This window comes from Nocardioides sp. Z30_9 (assembly GCF_058215735.1).
In genome coordinates this window covers 2,183,445-2,201,686 of record NZ_JBZAJF010000001.1, presented here as the reverse complement: position 1 = coordinate 2,201,686, position 18,242 = coordinate 2,183,445, and the positions used below count along the sequence as shown (strand labels likewise).

Below are 18,242 nucleotides of genomic sequence, written 5' to 3'. Positions count from 1 at the left end.
ACACAGGAGAGACGATGCGCAGAACCAGGAAGACCACCGCCCTCGCGGCGATCGGCCTGGTCGCCGTGATGGCGGCCAGTGGATGCGGGAGCCAGAAGGGGTCGGGGGGCTCCGGCTCCGGATCCGGCTCGGGCGGCGACACGGCCACCGTGGCGTTCGTGCCCAAGCTGCAGGGGATCCCGTACTTCGAGGCGATGGACAGCGGCGGCAAGGGCGCCGAGAAGGAGCTCGACGGCGTCACCTGGCAGTACCAGGGGCCGACCCAGGCCGACGCCGCGGCGCAGGCGCAGATCGTGCGCTCCTACATCCAGAAGAAGGTCGACACGATCGTGGTCGCGCCGAACGACCCCAACTCGATGGCACCGATCCTCTCGCAGGCCAAGGACGCCGGCATCGCGGTGCTCACCTCCGACACCGACGCTCCCGACTCCGTGCGCGAGGCGTTCGTCAGCCAGGCGTCGACCGAGGGCATCGGCCAAGCACTGACCGACTCGCTCCTCAAGGCCATGGGCGGCAAGGGCAAGTACGCGATCGTCTCCTGCGGTGAGACGGCCGAGAACCTGAACGGCTGGATCGACGTGCAGAAGGCCTACACCAAGGAGAAGTACCCCGACGCCGAGATCGTCGACATCGTCTACGCCGGCGAGGACCAGGCCAAGGCGACCCAGATGGCGACCGACCTGATGAACTCCAACCCCGACCTGACCGGCCTCGTGGGCGAGTGCACTTCCTCGGCTCCCGGCGTGGCCCAGGCCGTGAAGGACGCGAACAAGATCGGCAAGGTCTTCACCGTCGGTCTCGGGACCCCGCAGTCGATGAAGCCCTACCTGAGCGACAAGTCCTCCTCGGCCTCGATCCTGTGGAACGTCGAGGACCTCGGCTACCTCACCGCGTGGGCCGGGAAGCGCGCCGCGTCGGGGGAGGGCTTCGAGCCCGACGACGAGCTGAAGAAGAAGCTCCCCGACGTGACCTGGGACGAGGCCAGCAAGACGCTGCTGCTCGGCCCACCGCTGGAGATCACGACCAAGAACGTGGACGAGTTCGACTACTGATCGGTCCACGTCGCGCGTCGGTGGTGGCCGGCCGGAACCTGCTGGCCACCACCGGACGCCGAAGCTCGACCACATCCTTCACCCAGGCCAGGAGTCTCGTGTGAGCCAGGAGAGCACCGGAGCGGCACGTCTCGCGATGCACGGCATCGCCAAGCGGTACGGCGCAGTCCGCGCCATCCGCAACGCGGAATTCGAGGTGCAGCCGGGAACCGTCCACGCGCTGGTCGGCGAGAACGGCGCCGGGAAGTCGACCCTGATCAAGGTCCTCGCAGGAGCGGTCACCCCCGACACCGGGACCGTCGCGATCGACGGCGAGCAGGTCTCCATCGCCACCACCGGCGACGCCCTCCGGCTCGGGGTCGCGACCGTCTACCAGGAGCCGCAGCTGTTCGGGGAGCTCAGCGTCGCCGAGAACATCTACCTCGGGCGGGAGCAGCGCAAGGGCCCGCGAATCGACTGGGCCACACAGAACGCACAGGTCGTCGAGCTGCTCGAGCTGCTCGGCCTGCCGGCCTCGCTCAGCACGCGGTCGGTCGGCCACCTCAGCATCGCCCAACAGCAGCAGGTCTCGATCGCCAAGGCGCTCTCCCGGGAGGCCCGGATCCTCATCCTCGACGAGCCGTCCGCGATCCTCACCGACGCCGAGATCGACGTGCTCTTCGGCGTCGTACGCCGCTTGGCCGAGTCGGGTGTCTCGGTGGTCTACATCAGCCACCGTCTCGACGAGCTGTTCCGCATCGCCGACGAGGTCACGGTGATGCGCGACGGCGAGACGATCGGCACCTGGCCGATCGGCGAGCTCGACGTACGCCGCATCGCCGAGCTGATGGTCGGCGGTGCTCTCGACGAGACGGCCGCGCCCCGAAGCGTGCCCGCAGGCGACCCACGCCTCGAGCTCGTCGGCCTGACCCGCGAGGGCGAGTACGAGGACGTCGACCTGGTCGTGCGGCCCGGCGAGATCGTCGGTCTCTACGGGCTGGTCGGCTCCGGCGTCGCGGAGATCGCCCGGACCGTCTACGGCATCACCCGGGCCTCCGGCGGCGAGATACGGCTCGACGGGAGGACCGTCAGCCCGGCCAGCCCCAGACACGCGCAGCGACTGGGCATCGCACTGCTCCCGGCGAACCGGAAGGTCGAGGGGATGTTCGCCCACCTGGCGATCAGCTTCAACATCTCGGTGGGCCACCTCCCGCTGCTCTCCAGGCTGGGCTGGATGGAGCGTCGCCGCGAACGAAAGGTGGCCGACGACATGATCAGCAGGCTCGCGATCAAGACACCGAGCCAGCGGCAGAGCATCGGGGACCTGTCCGGTGGCAACGCCCAGAAGGTGGTGCTCGCCCGCCAGCTCGTAGAGCGCCCCGAGGTGCTCGTCCTGGCCGAGCCCACGCAGGGCGTCGACGTCGGTGCCAAGGAGGAGATCCACCGGATCATCAACGAGCTCGCCGACGAGGGCACGGCCGTCCTCGTCGTCACCTCCGACCTGCCGGAGGCCCTGCGAATCGCGGATCGGTTGATCGTCGTACGCAACGGCACCACCACCCGGGAGTTCGGGCGCGGCGCCCGCCAGGCCGACGTCCTGGCCGCCGCAGCAGGTGCCGAGGACGAGTCGGAGGTGAGCGCATGAGCACCACCACGAAGCCCTCGGCCGCGTCCGGAGGCCGGCGGAGCAAGCAGCGGATCATCGCGCCGCCTGTGTCCGGGCAGGAGGTCGTGCTGCTCGTGGTCATCGCCGCGCTGTGGGTGGTGCTGGGCCTGTTCACGCCGGCGTTCCTCACCGGAGGGTCGATCCGCCCCCTGCTGATCGGCGTCGCCCCGATCGCCCTGATCGGCGTCGGCATGACGTTCGTGATCATCGCCGGCGGCATCGACGTCTCCGTCGGCAGCGCGGTGATGGTCTGTGGCGTGGTCACCGCCAAGCTGCTGGTCGACCAGGACCTGGCGCTGCTGCCGGCCCTGCTCGTCTCGATGGCGGTGGGGGCCGCGCTGGGACTGGTCAACGGCGTGCTCATCGCCTGGGGGCGGGTGCACCCGATCATCATCACGTTCGGGACGCTGAACATCTTCCAGTGGGTCGGGCGCCAGGTGTTCGACTCCTCGACCGTGAACGGCATCCCCGGCACCTTCGACTTCTTCGGCCGCGGGCAGGCGGGCAGCACCTTCTCGGTGCCGCACTCGTTCGTAATGATGCTGCTGGTCGCCGGTGCCGCGTGGTGGTACCTCCGACAGACCCCCGGTGGCCGTCACTACTACGCCATCGGCGGTGACCCGCTGGCCGCGGACCTCGCCGGCGTGAAGGTACGCCGCAGGGTGGCCACGGCCTACGTCCTGACCGGGGTGATGGTCGGTGTGGCCGCGGTGTTCACCATCGCCAAGGGCACCAGCACCCTGGACCAGTCGATCGGGTTCGGCCTCGAGCTGTCGGTGATCGCGGCGGTCGTCATCGGCGGCACCTCGATCGTCGGCGGCCGCGGCTCGGTGCTCGGCACCGTGCTGGGTGCGCTGCTCGTGCAGACCGTCGTCTCGGGCGTCACCCAGCTGGGCTGGCCCAGCCAGCTCTCCAGCCTCTTCGTCGGCGTCTTCGTGATCGTCGCGGTCGGCGCCGACCTCATTCGCGAGCGCACCAGGACCGTCTCATGACCAGCACCTCGTCCCTCCCCGCCGACACCTCCTCGCCCGAGCCCGGCGACGGGCGCTCCGCCGACAGGTCGCCCGGCCTCGGGGCGCGAGTGGTCAAGGCCGTGGTGACCCAGCGCGAGATGCTGATCGCCGTCCTCCTCGTCGTGGTCGTCGCGAGCTTCATGTACCTCAGCTGGGGTGGCAACCTGACCGCCAACTACGACCGCGACTACATGGGCTCCGCCCTGATCGACTTCGTCCCACTGGCGCTGCTGGCGCTGGCCGAGCTGATCGTGATCGTGAGCGGCCGCGGTGGCATCGACCTCTCCGTCGGGTCGATCGTCTCGCTGACCGCGATGATCTTCGGGTTCGCCTACGGCGAGTGGGGCTGGCCGCTCACGGCCGCGGTCCTGCTGGCGATCGTGGTCGGCGGGCTCCTCGGCGCGGTCAACGGCGTCCTGGTCGCCTACCTGGGCTTCCCGGCGCTGATCGCCACGCTGGCGACGTACTACGCCTTCGGCTCGCTCGCGGTCGTCGTGAACGACCAGAAGCCGATCAGCGGTGGCGACATCGCCTCGATGTACTCCCTGACCCGCAGCGTCGAGATCCCCGGGCTCTCCGCGTTCCTGCCGCCCATCCCGCTGGGGGTGTTCACGTTCCTGCTCCCTGCGGTCGTCGTGGTGTGGCTGGTGGTCAACCGCAGCACCTACGGACGCCGGCTCTACGCCATCGGCACCAACGACGTGGCGGCCGCCTGGAGCGGCGTGCACGTGGCCCGGACCCGGCTGGTGGCCTACGTCGCCGCGGGGGTCCTCTCCGGGTTGGTCGCGGTCTACCTGACGGCGCAGTTCGCGTCCGCCCGTCCGGACGCCGGCACGAGTGGCAACGGCCTCGCCCTGCCGGCCATCACCATCGCCGTCCTCGGCGGTGTCGCCATCACCGGCGGCATCGGACGGGTCTCCGGCGTGGTGCTGGCCGCACTCCTGGTCACCTGGCTCAACGCCGGCATCCTGCTCTACTTCGAGGGCAACCAGGGCACCCAGTTCCAGCTGCTCGCACTCGGCTCGGTGCTGGTCTTCGCCGCCCTGCTCAACGCGTGGACCGTACGCCGCTACGGGGGCACGAGATGACGGCGCTGCACCGGCCCGAGCTGGTCAGCCCTGAGCTGCTCGCGCTGACCCGCGAGCTCGGCCGCCCAGAGCGCGGGCTGGTCATCCTGGCGGAGGGCAACACCTCCCAGCGCCTCGCTGACGGACGCATGGTCGTCAAGGCGTCCGGGGCGCGGATGCGTGACGCCACGGCCGAGGACTTCGTGACCGTCGAGGTCGGGCCGCTGGTCGAGCTGGTCACCGACACTGCTGCCACCCAGGCCGACCTGACCGCGGCCCTGGTGGCGACCACCGCGGAGGGTGCGCCGGCTCGACGCGGGTCCATCGAGACCCTGGTGCACGCGGCGGTGCAGGCGGTCGCCCCGGCGGAGTACGTCGGGCACACCCACCCCACCGAGGTGGTCGGCCTGCTCGCCAGCACCCGCGCGGAGGAGTCGTTCCGGCAGGCGGCGTACTCCGACGAGGCGGTCGTGATCGGCCGGCCGCTGTTCGTCCCCTACGCGCAACCGGGGCTCGACCTCGGGCGGGTCTACCACCGGTGCCTGGTCGAGTACGCCGACCGCGAGGGCACCCTGCCCCAGCTCGTGTTGCTCGCCAACCACGGCATCGTGGCCATCGCCCCGACCGCGGACGGCGTCGACGCCATCTCCGAGATGGCCGTGAAGGCGGCGGCCGTGCGCCGGATCGCCTACGGCGTAGGCGATCTGGCGCCGCTGAGCGACGAGGCCGTGGCGAAGTTCTTCGCCCGCGACGACGTCGCGGAGCGCCGGGGCAACATCGCGGCAGGCAGGCTGTGACGGCGGGCGGCGAGGTGCCCGGGACGCTGCGACCGGGCCTGCGCGCGGTGTTCCTCGACGTCGGGGGCCCGATCTACTCCGACGAGAACTTCGTGCGGGCGGCCCTGACCGCCCTCGACGAGATCCGGGCGACCCAGGGCCGCGGGCCCGTCGACCGGGCCGAGTTCCGGTGCGTCTACGACCGGATCCGCGCTGCCCAGTCCGGCTCGCTGCGCACGGCACTGGCAGAGGAGCTGCTCGGTGACCCGGGCTTGCGCGGCGAGCTACAGGAGCGCACCCGCGAGCACTGGGTGCACCCCGTCGGCACGATGTACGACGACGTGGTCCCGTTCCTGAGCGCCGTGCACGACCGACTCGTCGTGGGCGTCGTGGCCAACCAGGAGCGAGCCGTGATGGACGCGCTACGGCGTGACGGGCTGGGCGACCTCGTCGACGTGTGGGGGATCTCCGCCGTCGTCGGCCACGAGAAGCCCAGCCCCGAGCTGTTCGGGTGGGCGCTCGCGGAGGCGGGGGTCGAGGCGGCGGAGGCGGTTCACGTGGGCAACCGCCTGGACACCGACGTCCGTCCGGCAAGGCAGCTCGGCCTCGCGACGGTGTGGGTCCTGCGCGGCGAGGCCCCGGACGACCCCACCCCCGAGCAGCTGGCCGAGCCCGACCTCGCCGTCCCGGACCTGCGAGGACTGGCCGGGGTGCTGCTCCCGGCAGGGGCGTCCGCATGAGCATCGCGCTCGGCATCGACCTGGCCACGGCACATGCCCGCGTGGTCGCGGTCGACGACGCGGGTGCGGTCCTGGCCGAGCGGGACACCCCGCTGCCCCCTGTGCTCTCTCCGGCACCGGACGCGAGGGAGCAGCAGGCGGCGTACCTCGAGGCCGCGGTGGCGCTCCTCGGCCAGGTAGCGAGCGACCTCGGGTCCCGGGTGGGCGGAGTGAGGACGATGTCGGTGACCGGCACCTCCGGCACGATGGTGCCCTGTGACGACCGTGGTCGCCCGACCGGAGCGGCCCTGCTCTACAACGACCAGCAGTCCGGCGCCGAGGCGTCGCGCCTGCGCCGCGCGGGGATCGAGGCGACGGCCACGTCGCCGATGGCGCGCATCGGCCGCCTCCACTCGATGGGTGCCGAGATGGTCCTGCACACGCCCGACGTGGTGCATGCGGGCCTGCTCGGGCGCGTCGTCGCAGCGGACACCTCGCACGCGCTGAAGGCGGGGATCGACCCGCTGCGGCGCACCTGGGACGGGTCCGCGCTGGGGGTCCTCGGAGTACCCGACGACGCAGTGCCCAAGCTCGTGCACCCCGGCACGGTGCTGGGTGAGGTGACGGCCGCGATGTGCGAGCGCACCGGGGTGCCCGCGGGGTCGGTGGTGGTCGCCGGAATGACCGATGGGTGCACCGCCCAGATCGCGGCGGGAGCGGTTGCACAAGGGGACAGCGTCGGCGTGCTCGGCACGACGCTGGTCGTCAAGGCCGTGGCCGCCCAGGAGGTGCGCGGGATCGGCGGCGCGCTGTACTCCCACTACGCACCCGACGGCTCCTGGTGGGCCGGAGGAGCCTCGAACGTCGGAGCCGGGGCGGTGGGCGACGAGTTCGGGGGCACCACGCCCGAGGCCCTCGCCGACCTGGAGCGACGTGTCGGTGCCGTTGGGCCGTCGCCGTCGGTGACCTACCCGCTGCGCGGCACCGGCGAACGGTTCCCGTTCTCCCGCCCGGACGCGACCGGCTTCACGCTCGGCCGGCCCGCCGACGATGCCGCGGCGTACCGCAGCTTCCTGGAGGGGGTCGCGTTCGTGGAACGCATCGCCCTGGACACGCTGCGGTCCCACGGCGTCGTGCCGCGGCTGCACCACCTGGCCGGCGGCGGCTCCCGCAGCGAGCTGTGGTCGCGGCTGCGGGCCACCGTCCTGGAGGTGCCGACCATCCGGGCCCGCCGCGCCTCGAGTGCGTACGGCGCTGCGCTGCTCGCGCTGGCCGCCACGGAGGAGGCGACTCTTCCCGAGGTGGTCGCTCGCACCTCGTCGCCGGCGGAGCAGGCGCTGGTGGAACCGCTCGAGGATGAGCGGGACCGCCTCCTGGAGAGCTTCCACCGGTTGCGCGACGAGCTCCACCGTCGCGGGCTGCTCGACCACGTTCCCGCACCCAGGACTGCCTAGGAGGACGACGATGAATACCACGAGGACAGCGACCGGCCAGTTGCCGAAAGAGGCCCGCGAGCTGCTGGAGCGCTCCAACCGGCTGGGTTCGGACCCGCGGGTGACCAACTACGGGGGCGGCAACACCTCGGCCAAGGTCGCGGTCACCAGCCCTGCAACGGGCGAGGAGGTGGAGGTGCTTTACGTCAAGGGCTCCGGTGGCGACCTGGGGACGCTGCAGGCAGACGGACTGGCGGCGCTGGAGAGGGAGCGCCTGGTGGCGCTGGACGCTGTCTACCGCGGCGTTGAGCACGAGGACGAGATGGTGGGCCTGTTCGCGTACTGCTCCTTCGGACACGGTGGCGCCACCCCGTCGATCGACACCCCGATGCACGGCCTCGTCGACCTGCCGCACGTCGACCACCTCCACCCCGACTCGGTGATCGCCCTGGCCTGCGCCGCCGACGGCGAGAAGCTGGTCCGCGAGATCTGGGGCGGTGTCGTGGCCTGGGTGCCGTGGATGCGACCGGGCTGGGAGCTCGGTCGGGCCATGGCCGAGCTCGCGCGCGACCCCCAGGTCATCGGCGCCGTGCTCGGCGGTCACGGGCTCACCGCCTGGGGAGCGACGAGCACGGAGGTGGAGGAGCGCTCGCTGCGGATCATCCGCGAGGCGGAGGAGTTCCTCTCCCGCGAGTCGTCCCCGGAGCCCTTCGGCCCGGTCGTTCCCGGCCGGGAGGCGCTGCCCGTGGAGCAGCGTCGTGCCCGGGCAGCCCAGCTGTTCCCGCACCTGCGGGCGGTCGCCTCCGCCGACCGTCGCCAGGTCGGCCACTTCACCGACACCGAGGCCGTGCTCGACTTCGTCTCCCGCCAGAAGCTGGAGCACCTCGTCTCGCTCGGGACCTCCTGCCCCGACCACTTCCTGCGCACCAAGGTGCGCCCGCTCCTGCTGGACAACGCGGTGGACGCGCCGGTCGAGGAGGTCGTCGAGCGGCTCGCGGTGCTGCACGCGGAGTACCGCGAGGAGTACGCCGGCTACTACCGGCGCCACGCGGCGCCCGACAGCCCGCCGATGCGAGGTGCCGACCCGGCGATCGTCCTGGTGCCCGGCGTGGGGATGTTCTCCTTCGGCGCGGACAAGCAGACCGCCCGCGTGGCCGGGGAGTTCTACCTCAACGCGATCAACGTGATGCGCGGCGCCGAGGGCGTCTCGACCTACCAGCCGGTCTCCGAGGCCGACAAGTTTGCGGTGGAGTACTGGCAGCTCGAGGAGGACAAGCTCAAGCGGCGGCCCCGGCCCCGGGCGCTGGCGGGCAGGGTCGCGCTCGTCACCGGTGGTGCCTCCGGGATCGGGCTGGCCACCGCCCGGATCTTCGCCGAGCACGGCGCCAACGTCGTGGTCGCCGACCTCGATGCGCACGGGTGCGCCGAGGTGGCAGCCGACCTCGGAGGCGCCGACGTGGCCGCCGGCGTCGCGATGGACGTCACCGACGCCGCCGCGGTGCAGGCGGGCGTGGACGCGGCGGTCCTCGCCTTCGGGGGCATCGACCTGCTGGTGAACAACGCCGGCATCACCCGGGCGGGTTCGCTGGCCGACACCAGCCTGGAGGACTGGGACCGGCAGTACGCGATCATCACCCGCGGCTCGTTCCTCGCCAGCAAGGCGGTCGAGCCGGTGCTGCGGGCACAGCGGCTCGGCGGCGACATCGTCAACGTCTGCTCCAAGAACGCCGTCTTCGCCGGACCCGACAACGTCGCCTACTCCTCGGCCAAAGCGGCCCAGGCGCACATGGTGCGGCTGCTCGCAGCGGAGCTCGGCGAGATCGGCGTGCGCGTCAACGGGATCAACCCCGACGGGGTCGTCCGCGGGAGCGGAATCTTCTCCGGGGGGTGGGGAGCCTCGCGTGCGGAGACCTACGGCGTGGCCGAGGAGGACCTCGGCAAGTACTACGCGCAGCGCACGGTGCTCAAGGTCGAGGTGCTGCCCGAGCACGTCGCCTCCGCGGCCCTGGCGTTGACCAACGGCACCCTGCCGATCACCACCGGCCTGATCGTCCCGGTCGACTCCGGCGTACCCCAGGCGTTCCTGCGATGAACGGAAGTGAGAGATGAAGACCTTCGACCGGATCAGCGACCGCCTCGGGGCGCTCGCCGTCGAGGTGCCCTCCTGGGCCTACGGGAACTCCGGCACCCGCTTCAAGGTGTTCGGGTCGCCGGGCACGCCGCGAAGCGTGGAGGAGAAGATCGCCGACGCCGCGATGGTGAACCAGGTGACCGGGCTGTGCCCGTCGGTGGCGTTGCACATCCCCTGGGACGTCGTCGACGACTTCGGCGCGCTCCGGGCGTACGCCGAGGACCTCGGCGTCCGGCTGGGCACGGTGAACAGCAACACCTTCCAGGACGACGACTACAAGCTGGGCAGTCTCACCCACTCCGACCCGCGGGTGAGGGCCAAGGCGGTGCGGCACAACCTGGACTGCATCGAGGTGATGAACCAGACCGGGTCACGAGACCTGAAGATCTGGCTGGCCGACGGCACCAACTACCCAGGCCAGGGCGACATCCGCGACCGTCAGGACTGGTTGGCCGAGGGACTCCTCGAGATCTACGAGCACATCGGGGAGGACCAGCGGCTGGTGCTGGAGTACAAGTTCTTCGAGCCGGCGTTCTACCACACCGACGTGCCCGACTGGGGCACGTCGTACGCCCACGTCAGCGCGCTGGGGGAGCGGGCGATGGTCTGCCTGGACACCGGCCACCACGCGCCGGGCACCAACATCGAGTTCATCGTGGCGCAGCTGCTTCGCCTCGGAAAGCTCGGGTCCTTCGACTTCAACTCGCGGTTCTACGCCGACGACGACCTCATCGTCGGTGCCGCCGACCCCTATCAGCTGTTCCGGATCATGGTGGAGGTGATCCGCGGCGGCGGGTTCGGCCCCGGCTCCGAGGTCGCGTTCATGCTCGACCAGTGCCACAACATCGAGGCGAAGGTGCCCGGGCAGATCCGGTCGGTGCTCAACGTCCAGGAGATGACCGCACGGGCCCTGCTGCTCGACACCGAGGCGCTCGCTCGGGCTCGCACCGAGGGCGACGTGCTCGCGGCCAACGAGGTGTTCATGGACACCTTCTACACCGACGTGCGGGCCGACCTGGCCCGGTGGCGCGAGGAGCGCGGCCTGCCGGGCGACCCGATGGCGGCCTACCGGGACAGCGGCTACCAGAAGCAGATCGAGTCGGACCGCGTGGGCGGCACCCAGGTCGGCTGGAGCTGAGGGACCGCCAGCGCGGTCGCGCTCACTCGTCGGTGATCAGTGGCGGCCGGTAGCCCGGCCGCCCGCTGGTCGCGGCCGAGCGCAGAGCCGCCCGGCCGACGGCGCGGGCCGACTTGGACAGGGCCGACTCGGGAGCCCCGGCGATCGACGGCGGCATCACCACGACGGGGCACTGGGCGGCATAGACGAGGTGGTGGGCGAGCAGTGGAGACGTGGACGGCTTCCGGGGGGCGTCGATCACCAGGAGGTCCGCGTTGCTCCCCTCCGCAAGCAGCACCCGGCGCTTGCCGCCCTGGACGGCGTGGGTCTCCACGCCGTGGTCCGGGCCGAGCACCTCGGCGACGTCCTGCTGGAGCTGCGACAGCACCTCCTGGTGCAGGGTCTGGGCGTCCTGGGGCACGTGCAGCGCGGCTCCCGAGGGACCTCCGGGGACCTTGGCGGTCTTGAAGGCGCGTACGGCGACCACCCGGCCGTGGTTGGCCAGGGCCTGGGCGTGCGCCCACGCCAGCGCGGTGGGGGACTTCGTCGTCGGGCTGACACCCACCACGACGGTGTACGGCTCGTGCTCGTGCTGCTCAGGCATGGTGAACCTCTCTTGTCGTGAGTCGTTGGGGGGGTCAGACCGGGAGCAGGGTCTTCTGGTTGCCGTCCTCGTCGAACTCGGTCAGCGGCGGGGCGATCTCCTCCAGGGACCTGCCCTCGGCATCGACGCCCCAGACCGCCGCCACCAGGGCCCCGAGCAGCATCACCCCGGTGGCCAGGAGGTAGCCCCAGAACATCGGGTTGCGGTCCGTGCCGTCGCCGATCAGCGCGCCGTAGAGCACGGGCCCGAGGGCGCCGAAGACCTGGGCGATCGAGAAGAAGTAGGAGATCGCCTGGCCGCGGACCTCCTGGGGGAAGATCTCCGAGACCGTGAGGTAGCCCGCGGAGGCTCCGGCGGAGGCGAAGAAGAACGCCACGCACCAGAACGCGGTGTGGGTCCCGGCGGTCAGCGCGTCGGCCTGGAACAGGAACGCCGATATCGCGAGCACGATGCCGCTGGTGGCGTAGCAGCCCCCGATCATCTTGCGACGCCCCACGGTGTCGAACAACGGACCCAGCACCAGCGGTCCGAGGAGGTTGCCGATCGCGAACGGGAAGAAGAACAGGGCCGCCTGGGATGCGCTGAGGCCGTAGAAGTTCTTCAGCACCAAGGCGTAGGTGAAGAAGATGGCGTTGTAGAGGAAGCTCTGGGTGATCATCAGCGTCAGTCCCAGGACGGTCCTGGTCGGGTAGAGCTTGAAGAAGACGAAGAGAAGCTGCTTTCCGGTGAGGCCCGAGCCGGCCTTGATCCACCGCGCCTCCGAGTCGTCGTGGTGCGGCAGCTCCAGACCGGAGGCCCGGACCTGCTCCTCGATCCGAGAGACGATCCTCTCCGCCTCCTCGGCCCGGCCGTGGGTGAGCATCCAGCGGGGGCTCTCGGGGATGTGCCGGCGCAGGTAGATGATGCCGAGGCCGAGGACGGGGCCGATGAAGAAGGCGATCCGCCAGCCGATGTTCTCGCCGAAGCGGTCGGTGTCCAGCAGGAACGAGCTGGCGGCAGCACCGATGGCGGCGCCGGCCCAGTAGGTGCCGTTGATCGCGAGGTCGACCCGACCGCGGTGCTTGCCCGGGATCAGCTCGTCGACGGCTGAGTTGATCGCGGAGTACTCACCGCCGATGCCCATGCCGGAGATGAACCGGCACACCAGGAAGATCCACATGTTCGGCGCCAGGCCGGCCAGCGCGGCCCCGACCAGGTAGACGGTCAGCGTCAGCGTGAACATCTTCTTGCGGCCGAGGGTGTCGGTGAGCCGGCCGAAGATCAACGCGCCGGCCACCTCGCCGAGCAGGTAGACGGTGCCGGCCAGGCCCACGTCGGCAGCGCTCATGTCCAGCGACTTCTCGAAACCACCGGCAGCCACGATCTGCACCTCGAGGCCATCCAGGATCCAGGCGGTGCCCAGCCCGAAGATGACCATCCAGTGGAACCGGGACCACGGCATGTCGTGCATGCGCGCCGGGATCAGGCTCCGGATCGGCCGGTCCTGTGGTGTGGTGGCGGAACTGGACACGCGGACACCTCCATCTGGAAACGAGCGAGGAACCCGTACCCGGCGTTCGGCTCAGGTAACGCCCGGTTCGATCCTCATCGATGGGGTCTTGTCGTCGCGGCTGCGGACCAGCGAACCTGAACACATGGCGTCCCTACCTGCCGCGCCCTGGGCGGACTGCTTCCAGGACCCCGACCTGCCCGGCGTACCGGCCGTGATCGAGCTGCAGCAGGTGACCCGGAAGACGTTCGTGCTCCGGTCCTCCCTGGAGTACCTCGGCGAGACCGGGGTGCCGGACCTGCCCGACGCGGCCACCGTGCTACGCCCCGAGGACCTGGGCGACCCCGCGCTGACCGACCTCGCCTCGGTGCCGCCGGCGCTGCGCTGGTTCGTCAGTCCGTACGGCGTGCACACCCCGGCCGCGCTGCTGCACGACCGGCTCGTCGGCCGGGCCAACGACCTCGGGGTCTCCCCGGTCGACGCCGACCGGTTCTTCCGGTTCATGCTCCGGGAGCTCGGGGTGCGGTTCGTCCGCCGCTGGATGATGTGGACCGCCGTGGCGTTCGCGACCCGGTGGCGCAGCGACCGGCTGCGGCCGGTGCTGCTGCTGTGGGTGCTCGCCTCGGTGGTAGGGATGACCGCGCTCGTCTACGGATCGTTCGCGCAGGACTGGAGCGTCGTCGCCCTCGCCCTGCTCGCGCCGTTCCCGGCCTCACTGCTGTGGGGGCGCCAGTTCGGCGCAGGGCTGACCGCGGCGGCGACAGCGGTGTGGGTGCTTCCGCCGACGATCCTGGGGGCTGTCGGCTTCTGGGTCTACTGGCTGGTGGAGCGAGCCGTGTCCGCGCTGCCGCTGGCCGCGGAGGTCAAGGGGGACGAGCCGGTGGAGTACGGGCACTTCTGAGCCGACCGCTGGTGGGCGGCCCCCGGTCCCGGCACGGGCAGTCACGCCACCGGCCGGCAGACCACCATCCGGCCGACGACGAGCCCGTCGGTGATCAGCCCGACGATCGTGTCCTGCTGCTCCTGGGCCCGCTGCCACCGCTCGTCGTGGGAGTGGTCCCGCTCGATCACCTCCTCGACCCGCGACTCGGCCTCCTTCCACTCCGGCGCGGCTGCCTCGAAGTCGGTCAGCAGGGCCGAGTCGACGACCCCGAGGCCCGCCTCACCGAGCAGCCGCTCCAGCTCGTCCTCGCTCGGGAAGTGGTTCCCCTCGGGCTGGTCGGGCAGCTCCTCGACGCTGCGCAGGTAGACCAGCAGACCCACCACTCCGTCCGGTACGACGACCCGCGTGACCTCGGCGAGCAGGGGAGCCTTGTCCTCCAGGGTGCACAGCACCCCCAGCGACCACACTGCGTCGAAGGAGTCGTCGCGGAACGGCAGAGCGCCGCCGTCAGCTGCGGCCGTCGGGTTGTCGAACAGGGTGCGCGCGGCGATGCACGCGCCCAGCATCGGCTCCGCCAGCACCGGCTTCACGCCGTGGGTGCGCGCAGCCGCCTCGGCCGGACCACCGACCCCGGCGCCCACGTCGAGGAGCGAGGTGTCCCTGCCCAGCCCCATGGTCGTGCCCAGCCACTCCAGGGCCGCGGGGCTGCCACTGCCCCGGCAGGCGGCCGGCAGCGCGTGGTCGCTGCCGAGCTCCTCCACCGCATCGGAGGTCCACCGGGCCACGGTGTCGAACTCGTCGATCATCGCTTCGTCTGGTTCGCTCACTGCTCTTCCTTCAGTCGGTGTCCGATCTCGGCCTTCACCTCGGTGCCGGCGAGCTCACCACGACCCGAGGCCAGCCCGGACAGGTTGACCCCGGCCACCCCCTCGACCGCCAGCAGGCGCTGCGCCTCCGCGAGCGCGGTCTCGATCCCGGCGGCCCGTGGGTCCGGTGCGCCCAGTACCCGGTCGACCTCGTTCGCATCGACGTGCAGCCCGGGGAAGCGTTGCAGCACCCGCGCCGAGGCCTCGTCGGTGTACACCGCGACCGCGGCGATCACCGGGATCTCCAGGCCAAGTGCCCGCGCCTGCGCGACGAACCGGGCGACCTCGGACGGACGGCTCACGTGGTTGAGGATCGCGACGTGCGCCCCGGCGCGCTGCTTGCTCACCAGCCGGCCGGGTCGCAGCGCGGTGGGGGCGGCCTCCGGGGCCTCGGGCACCGCCACCGCGTGGCCCATCTCCTGGGCCAGCGCGGCCAGCTGGGTCCCGTCGAGGTCGAAGACCTGGGTCACGCCCGGTCGCACCCCCTGGGCCCGGCCGTCGCCGGTGACGCACAGGACGCCGTCGGCCTCCACCTCGCGCAGGCCGGCGAGCTCCTGCTCCAGGACCAGCCTGTTCCGGTCCCGGCAGGTCAGGGTCACCCAGGGGACGCCCCCGGCAGCCTTGATCAGCGCGGTCATCAGCGTGGGCGGGAAGTCGGGACGGTTCTGGTGCTCACCGACCAGGAGGGCGTCGCAGGAGTCGCGCAGCAGCCCGGTGAGGCCGGCGACGGCTGCGCGGTCGAAGGCGGGCACGGTGAGGTCGGTGACCACGACCGGGCCGCGCGCGATCGCCGCGAGCAGCTCGCTGTGCGGGGCCGGGAGGTCCCCGGGAGTGCCGAGCCACTCCACCGGCCGGACGTCCTGGGCGAACGGGCACGGGTGCGGGCCCATCTCGCAGGTGCGGTCGTCCTTGACGCCCCCGCACGGCCCGAACACCATCCGCTTGGGGCACTCAGCGACCGGCTGCACGCTGGCGCACCCCGCTCCAGGTGGGCTGGTCGCAGGAACGTCGTGGGGTCACCGTGCGGGAACCGCCTCGTGGCCGACGTACGCCGCCAGGTGCTCGCCGGTCAGGGTGCTCCGGGAGGCGACCAGCTCGGTGGGCGGCCCCTCGAAGACGACCCGGCCGCCGTCCTGCCCGGCGCCCGGGCCGAGGTCGATGATCCAGTCGGCGTGCGCCATCACGGCCTGGTGGTGCTCGATGACGATCACCGACTTGCCGGAGTCCACCAGCCGGTCAAGCAACCCGAGCAGGTTCTCCACGTCGGCGAGGTGCAGGCCGGTGGTCGGCTCGTCGAGGACGTAGACGCCGCCCTTCTCGCCGAGGTGGGTGGCGAGCTTGAGCCGTTGGCGCTCGCCTCCGGACAGGGTGGTCAGCGGCTGGCCGATCTTCAGGTAGCCCAGCCCGACGTCGGCGAGGCGCTCGAGGACCCGGTGCGCCGCCGGGGTCCTCGCCTCGCCGTCGCCGAAGAACTCCGCGGCCTGGGCGACCGACATCGCCAGCACCTCGCTGATGTCCTTGCCGCCGAGCTTGAACTCCAGCACCTCGGCCTGGAACCGCTTGCCCTCGCACTCCTCGCACGGCGACTCCATCGTGGCCATCACCCCGAGGTCGGTGTAGATGACGCCGGCACCGTTGCAGGTGGGGCAGGCGCCCTCGGAGTTGGAGCTGAACAGCGCCGGCTTCACCCCGTTGGTCTTGGCGAACGCCTTGCGGATCGGGTCGAGCAACCCGGTGTAGGTCGCCGGGTTGCTGCGTCGCGACCCGCGGATCGTGCCCTGGTCGATCACCACCACGCCGTCCCGGGAGGCGACCGATCCCTGGACCAGCGAGCTCTTGCCGGACCCGGCCACGCCGGTGACCACGCAGAGCACCCCGAGCGGGATGTCCACGTCCACGTCGCGGAGGTTGTGCGTCGAGGCGCCGCGGACCTCCAGGGTCCCGGTGGAGGGGCGCACCGAGTCCTTGAGGCCCGCCCGGTCGTCGAGGTGGCGCCCGGTCACGGTGTCGCTGGCGCGGAGTCCCTCCACGGTGCCCTCGAAGCAGATCTCGCCGCCCTCTGTGCCGGCGCCGGGACCGAGGTCGACCACGTGGTCGGCGATCGCGATCGTCTCCGGCTTGTGCTCCACCACGAGCACGGTGTTGCCCTTGTCGCGCAGCTGCAGCAGCAGGTTGTTCATCCGCTCGATGTCATGAGGGTGCAGGCCGATGGTCGGCTCGTCGAAGACGTAGGTGACGTCGGTGAGGGAGGAGCCGAGGTGCCGGATCATCTTGGTCCGCTGCGCCTCGCCTCCCGAGAGAGTGCCGGCCGGCCGGTCGAGGGAGAGGTAGCCGAGCCCGATCTCGGTGAACGAGTCGAGCAGGTGCTGCAGTCCGGTGAGCAGCGGCGCCACGCTGGGCTCCTCGAGCTGCGCGACCCACGGCGCGAGGTCGCTGATCTGCATCGCGCACAGGTCGGCGATGCTCTTGCCGTTGATCTTCGAGGAGCGTGCCTCCCTGGTCAGCCGGGTGCCCTCGCACTCGGGACAGGTCGTGAAGGTCACCGCCTTCTCGACGAACGCGCGGATGTGCGGCTGCATCGCGTCCACGTCCTTGGCCAGGAAGGACTTCTGGATCTGCGGGATCAGCCCGGTGTAGGTCAGGTTGATCCCCTCGACCTTGATCTTGGTCGGCTCCTTGTGGAGGAGGTCCTCGAGCTCCCGCTTGCCGTACTTCCTGATCGGCTTGTCCGGGTCGAAGAACCCGCAGCCCCGGTAGATCCGGCCGTACCAGCCGTCCATGCTGTAGCCGGGCACCTTGATCGCGCTCTGGTTCAGCGACAGGTCCTCGTCGTAGAGCGCGGTCAGGTCGAAGTCGGTGACCGAGCCCCGGCCCTCGCACCGGGGGCACATCCCGCCGACGACCTTGAACGTGCGCCGCTCCTTGACCTCGCGGCCACCGCGCTCGAAGGTGACAGCACCGCCGCCGCTCACCGAGGCGACGTTGAACGAGAACGCCAGGGGCGAGCCGATGTACGGCGTGCCGAGCCGGCTGAACAGGATCCGGAGCATCGCGTTCGCGTCCGTGGCGGTGCCCACCGTGGAGCGGGGGTTCGAGCCCATCGGCTCCTGGTCGACGATGATCGCCGTGGTCAGGCCCTCGAGGCGGTCGACGTCGGGACGCGCGAGGCTGGGCATGAAGCCCTGGAGGAAGGCGCTGTAGGTCTCGTTGATCATCCGTTGCGACTCGGCCGCGATCGTGGCGAACACCAGCGAGCTCTTTCCCGAGCCCGAGACGCCGGTGAACACGGTGAGCCTGCGCTTGGGGATCTCGAGGTCCACGTCGCGCAGGTTGTTCACCCGGGCGCCGTGCACGCGGATCAGGTCGTGGGTGTCGGCCGCGTGTGCGTGGGGCTGGTCGCCGTTCCGGTCCGCCGTGTTCATCCGGCGACCGTAGCGCGAGGGGCTG

At 71.1% G+C, this 18,242-nt stretch carries 15 protein-coding genes; 10 read left to right on the top strand and 5 right to left on the bottom strand.

What is annotated here, in order from left to right:
• Positions 1-14: 14 nt before the first annotated feature.
• The 9 genes from AC4BGB_RS10655 (at position 15) to rhaI (ending at position 10,974) form a co-directional block, all read left to right on the top strand.
• Positions 15-1,052: an autoinducer 2 ABC transporter substrate-binding protein gene (locus tag AC4BGB_RS10655; RefSeq protein WP_490546752.1), complete on the top strand. Its 1,038-nt coding sequence runs from the start codon at positions 15-17 to the stop codon at positions 1,050-1,052.
• 100 nt (positions 1,053-1,152) lie between these two features.
• Entirely contained in the window at positions 1,153-2,676 is a 1,524-nt protein-coding gene (locus AC4BGB_RS10650) for a sugar ABC transporter ATP-binding protein (RefSeq protein ID WP_490546751.1), read from the top strand.
• Positions 2,673-3,689, top strand: a complete 1,017-nt coding sequence (locus tag AC4BGB_RS10645) for an ABC transporter permease (RefSeq protein WP_490546750.1) — start codon at positions 2,673-2,675, stop codon at positions 3,687-3,689. Before AC4BGB_RS10650 ends, AC4BGB_RS10645 begins: the two co-directional genes overlap by 4 nt.
• Complete coding sequence (locus tag AC4BGB_RS10640) at positions 3,686-4,798, top strand: ABC transporter permease (protein ID WP_490546749.1); 1,113 nt, start codon at positions 3,686-3,688, stop codon at positions 4,796-4,798. Before AC4BGB_RS10645 ends, AC4BGB_RS10640 begins: the two co-directional genes overlap by 4 nt.
• Positions 4,795-5,574: a class II aldolase/adducin family protein gene (locus AC4BGB_RS10635; RefSeq protein WP_490546748.1), complete on the top strand. Its 780-nt coding sequence runs from the start codon at positions 4,795-4,797 to the stop codon at positions 5,572-5,574. The genes AC4BGB_RS10640 and AC4BGB_RS10635 overlap by 4 nt, the downstream gene beginning before the upstream one ends.
• Positions 5,571-6,293: an HAD family hydrolase gene (locus AC4BGB_RS10630; protein WP_490546747.1), complete on the top strand. Its 723-nt coding sequence runs from the start codon at positions 5,571-5,573 to the stop codon at positions 6,291-6,293. The genes AC4BGB_RS10635 and AC4BGB_RS10630 overlap by 4 nt, the downstream gene beginning before the upstream one ends.
• Positions 6,290-7,726: an FGGY-family carbohydrate kinase gene (locus tag AC4BGB_RS10625; RefSeq protein WP_490546746.1), complete on the top strand. Its 1,437-nt coding sequence runs from the start codon at positions 6,290-6,292 to the stop codon at positions 7,724-7,726. The genes AC4BGB_RS10630 and AC4BGB_RS10625 overlap by 4 nt, the downstream gene beginning before the upstream one ends.
• Before the next feature lie 10 nt (positions 7,727-7,736).
• Complete coding sequence (gene rhaD, locus AC4BGB_RS10620; RefSeq protein WP_490546745.1) at positions 7,737-9,797, top strand: bifunctional rhamnulose-1-phosphate aldolase/short-chain dehydrogenase; 2,061 nt, start codon at positions 7,737-7,739, stop codon at positions 9,795-9,797.
• Positions 9,798-9,810: 13 nt separating this feature from the next.
• Positions 9,811-10,974, top strand: a complete 1,164-nt coding sequence (rhaI, locus tag AC4BGB_RS10615; RefSeq protein WP_490546744.1) for an L-rhamnose isomerase — start codon at positions 9,811-9,813, stop codon at positions 10,972-10,974.
• A gap of 22 nt (positions 10,975-10,996) precedes the next feature.
• Here the strand turns inward: rhaI and AC4BGB_RS10610 are convergent, their stop codons facing one another.
• The gene (locus AC4BGB_RS10610; RefSeq protein ID WP_490546743.1) at positions 10,997-11,557 is read right to left on the bottom strand and encodes a universal stress protein; all 561 of its coding nucleotides are present in this window, start codon (positions 11,555-11,557) and stop codon (positions 10,997-10,999) included.
• Between the two features lie 34 nt (positions 11,558-11,591).
• Positions 11,592-13,007: an MFS transporter gene (locus AC4BGB_RS10605; RefSeq protein WP_490546812.1), complete on the bottom strand. Its 1,416-nt coding sequence runs from the start codon at positions 13,005-13,007 to the stop codon at positions 11,592-11,594.
• A 184-nt stretch (positions 13,008-13,191) separates the two neighbouring features.
• Here AC4BGB_RS10605 and AC4BGB_RS10600 point away from each other — a divergent pair, with 184 nt between their 5' ends.
• A complete protein-coding gene (locus tag AC4BGB_RS10600) occupies positions 13,192-13,947 on the top strand; it encodes a DUF1353 domain-containing protein (protein WP_490546742.1) in 756 nt (251 codons plus the stop codon).
• 41 nt (positions 13,948-13,988) lie between these two features.
• Here the strand turns inward: AC4BGB_RS10600 and AC4BGB_RS10595 are convergent, their stop codons facing one another.
• Genes AC4BGB_RS10595 through AC4BGB_RS10585 form a run of 3 tightly spaced genes read right to left on the bottom strand, consistent with a single transcriptional unit; the run spans position 13,989 to position 18,217 of the window.
• Positions 13,989-14,756 carry a class I SAM-dependent methyltransferase gene (locus AC4BGB_RS10595; RefSeq protein WP_490546741.1) on the bottom strand — a complete coding sequence of 256 codons (768 nt, stop codon included), beginning with the start codon at positions 14,754-14,756 and terminating at the stop codon, positions 13,989-13,991.
• Positions 14,753-15,763, bottom strand: coding sequence for a methylenetetrahydrofolate reductase (locus AC4BGB_RS10590; protein ID WP_490546740.1), 1,011 nt, complete (start codon positions 15,761-15,763; stop codon positions 14,753-14,755). Before AC4BGB_RS10590 ends, AC4BGB_RS10595 begins: the two co-directional genes overlap by 4 nt.
• Positions 15,764-15,811: 48 nt before the next feature.
• Complete coding sequence (locus AC4BGB_RS10585; protein ID WP_490546739.1) at positions 15,812-18,217, bottom strand: ATP-binding cassette domain-containing protein; 2,406 nt, start codon at positions 18,215-18,217, stop codon at positions 15,812-15,814.
• Positions 18,218-18,242 lie beyond the last annotated feature (25 nt).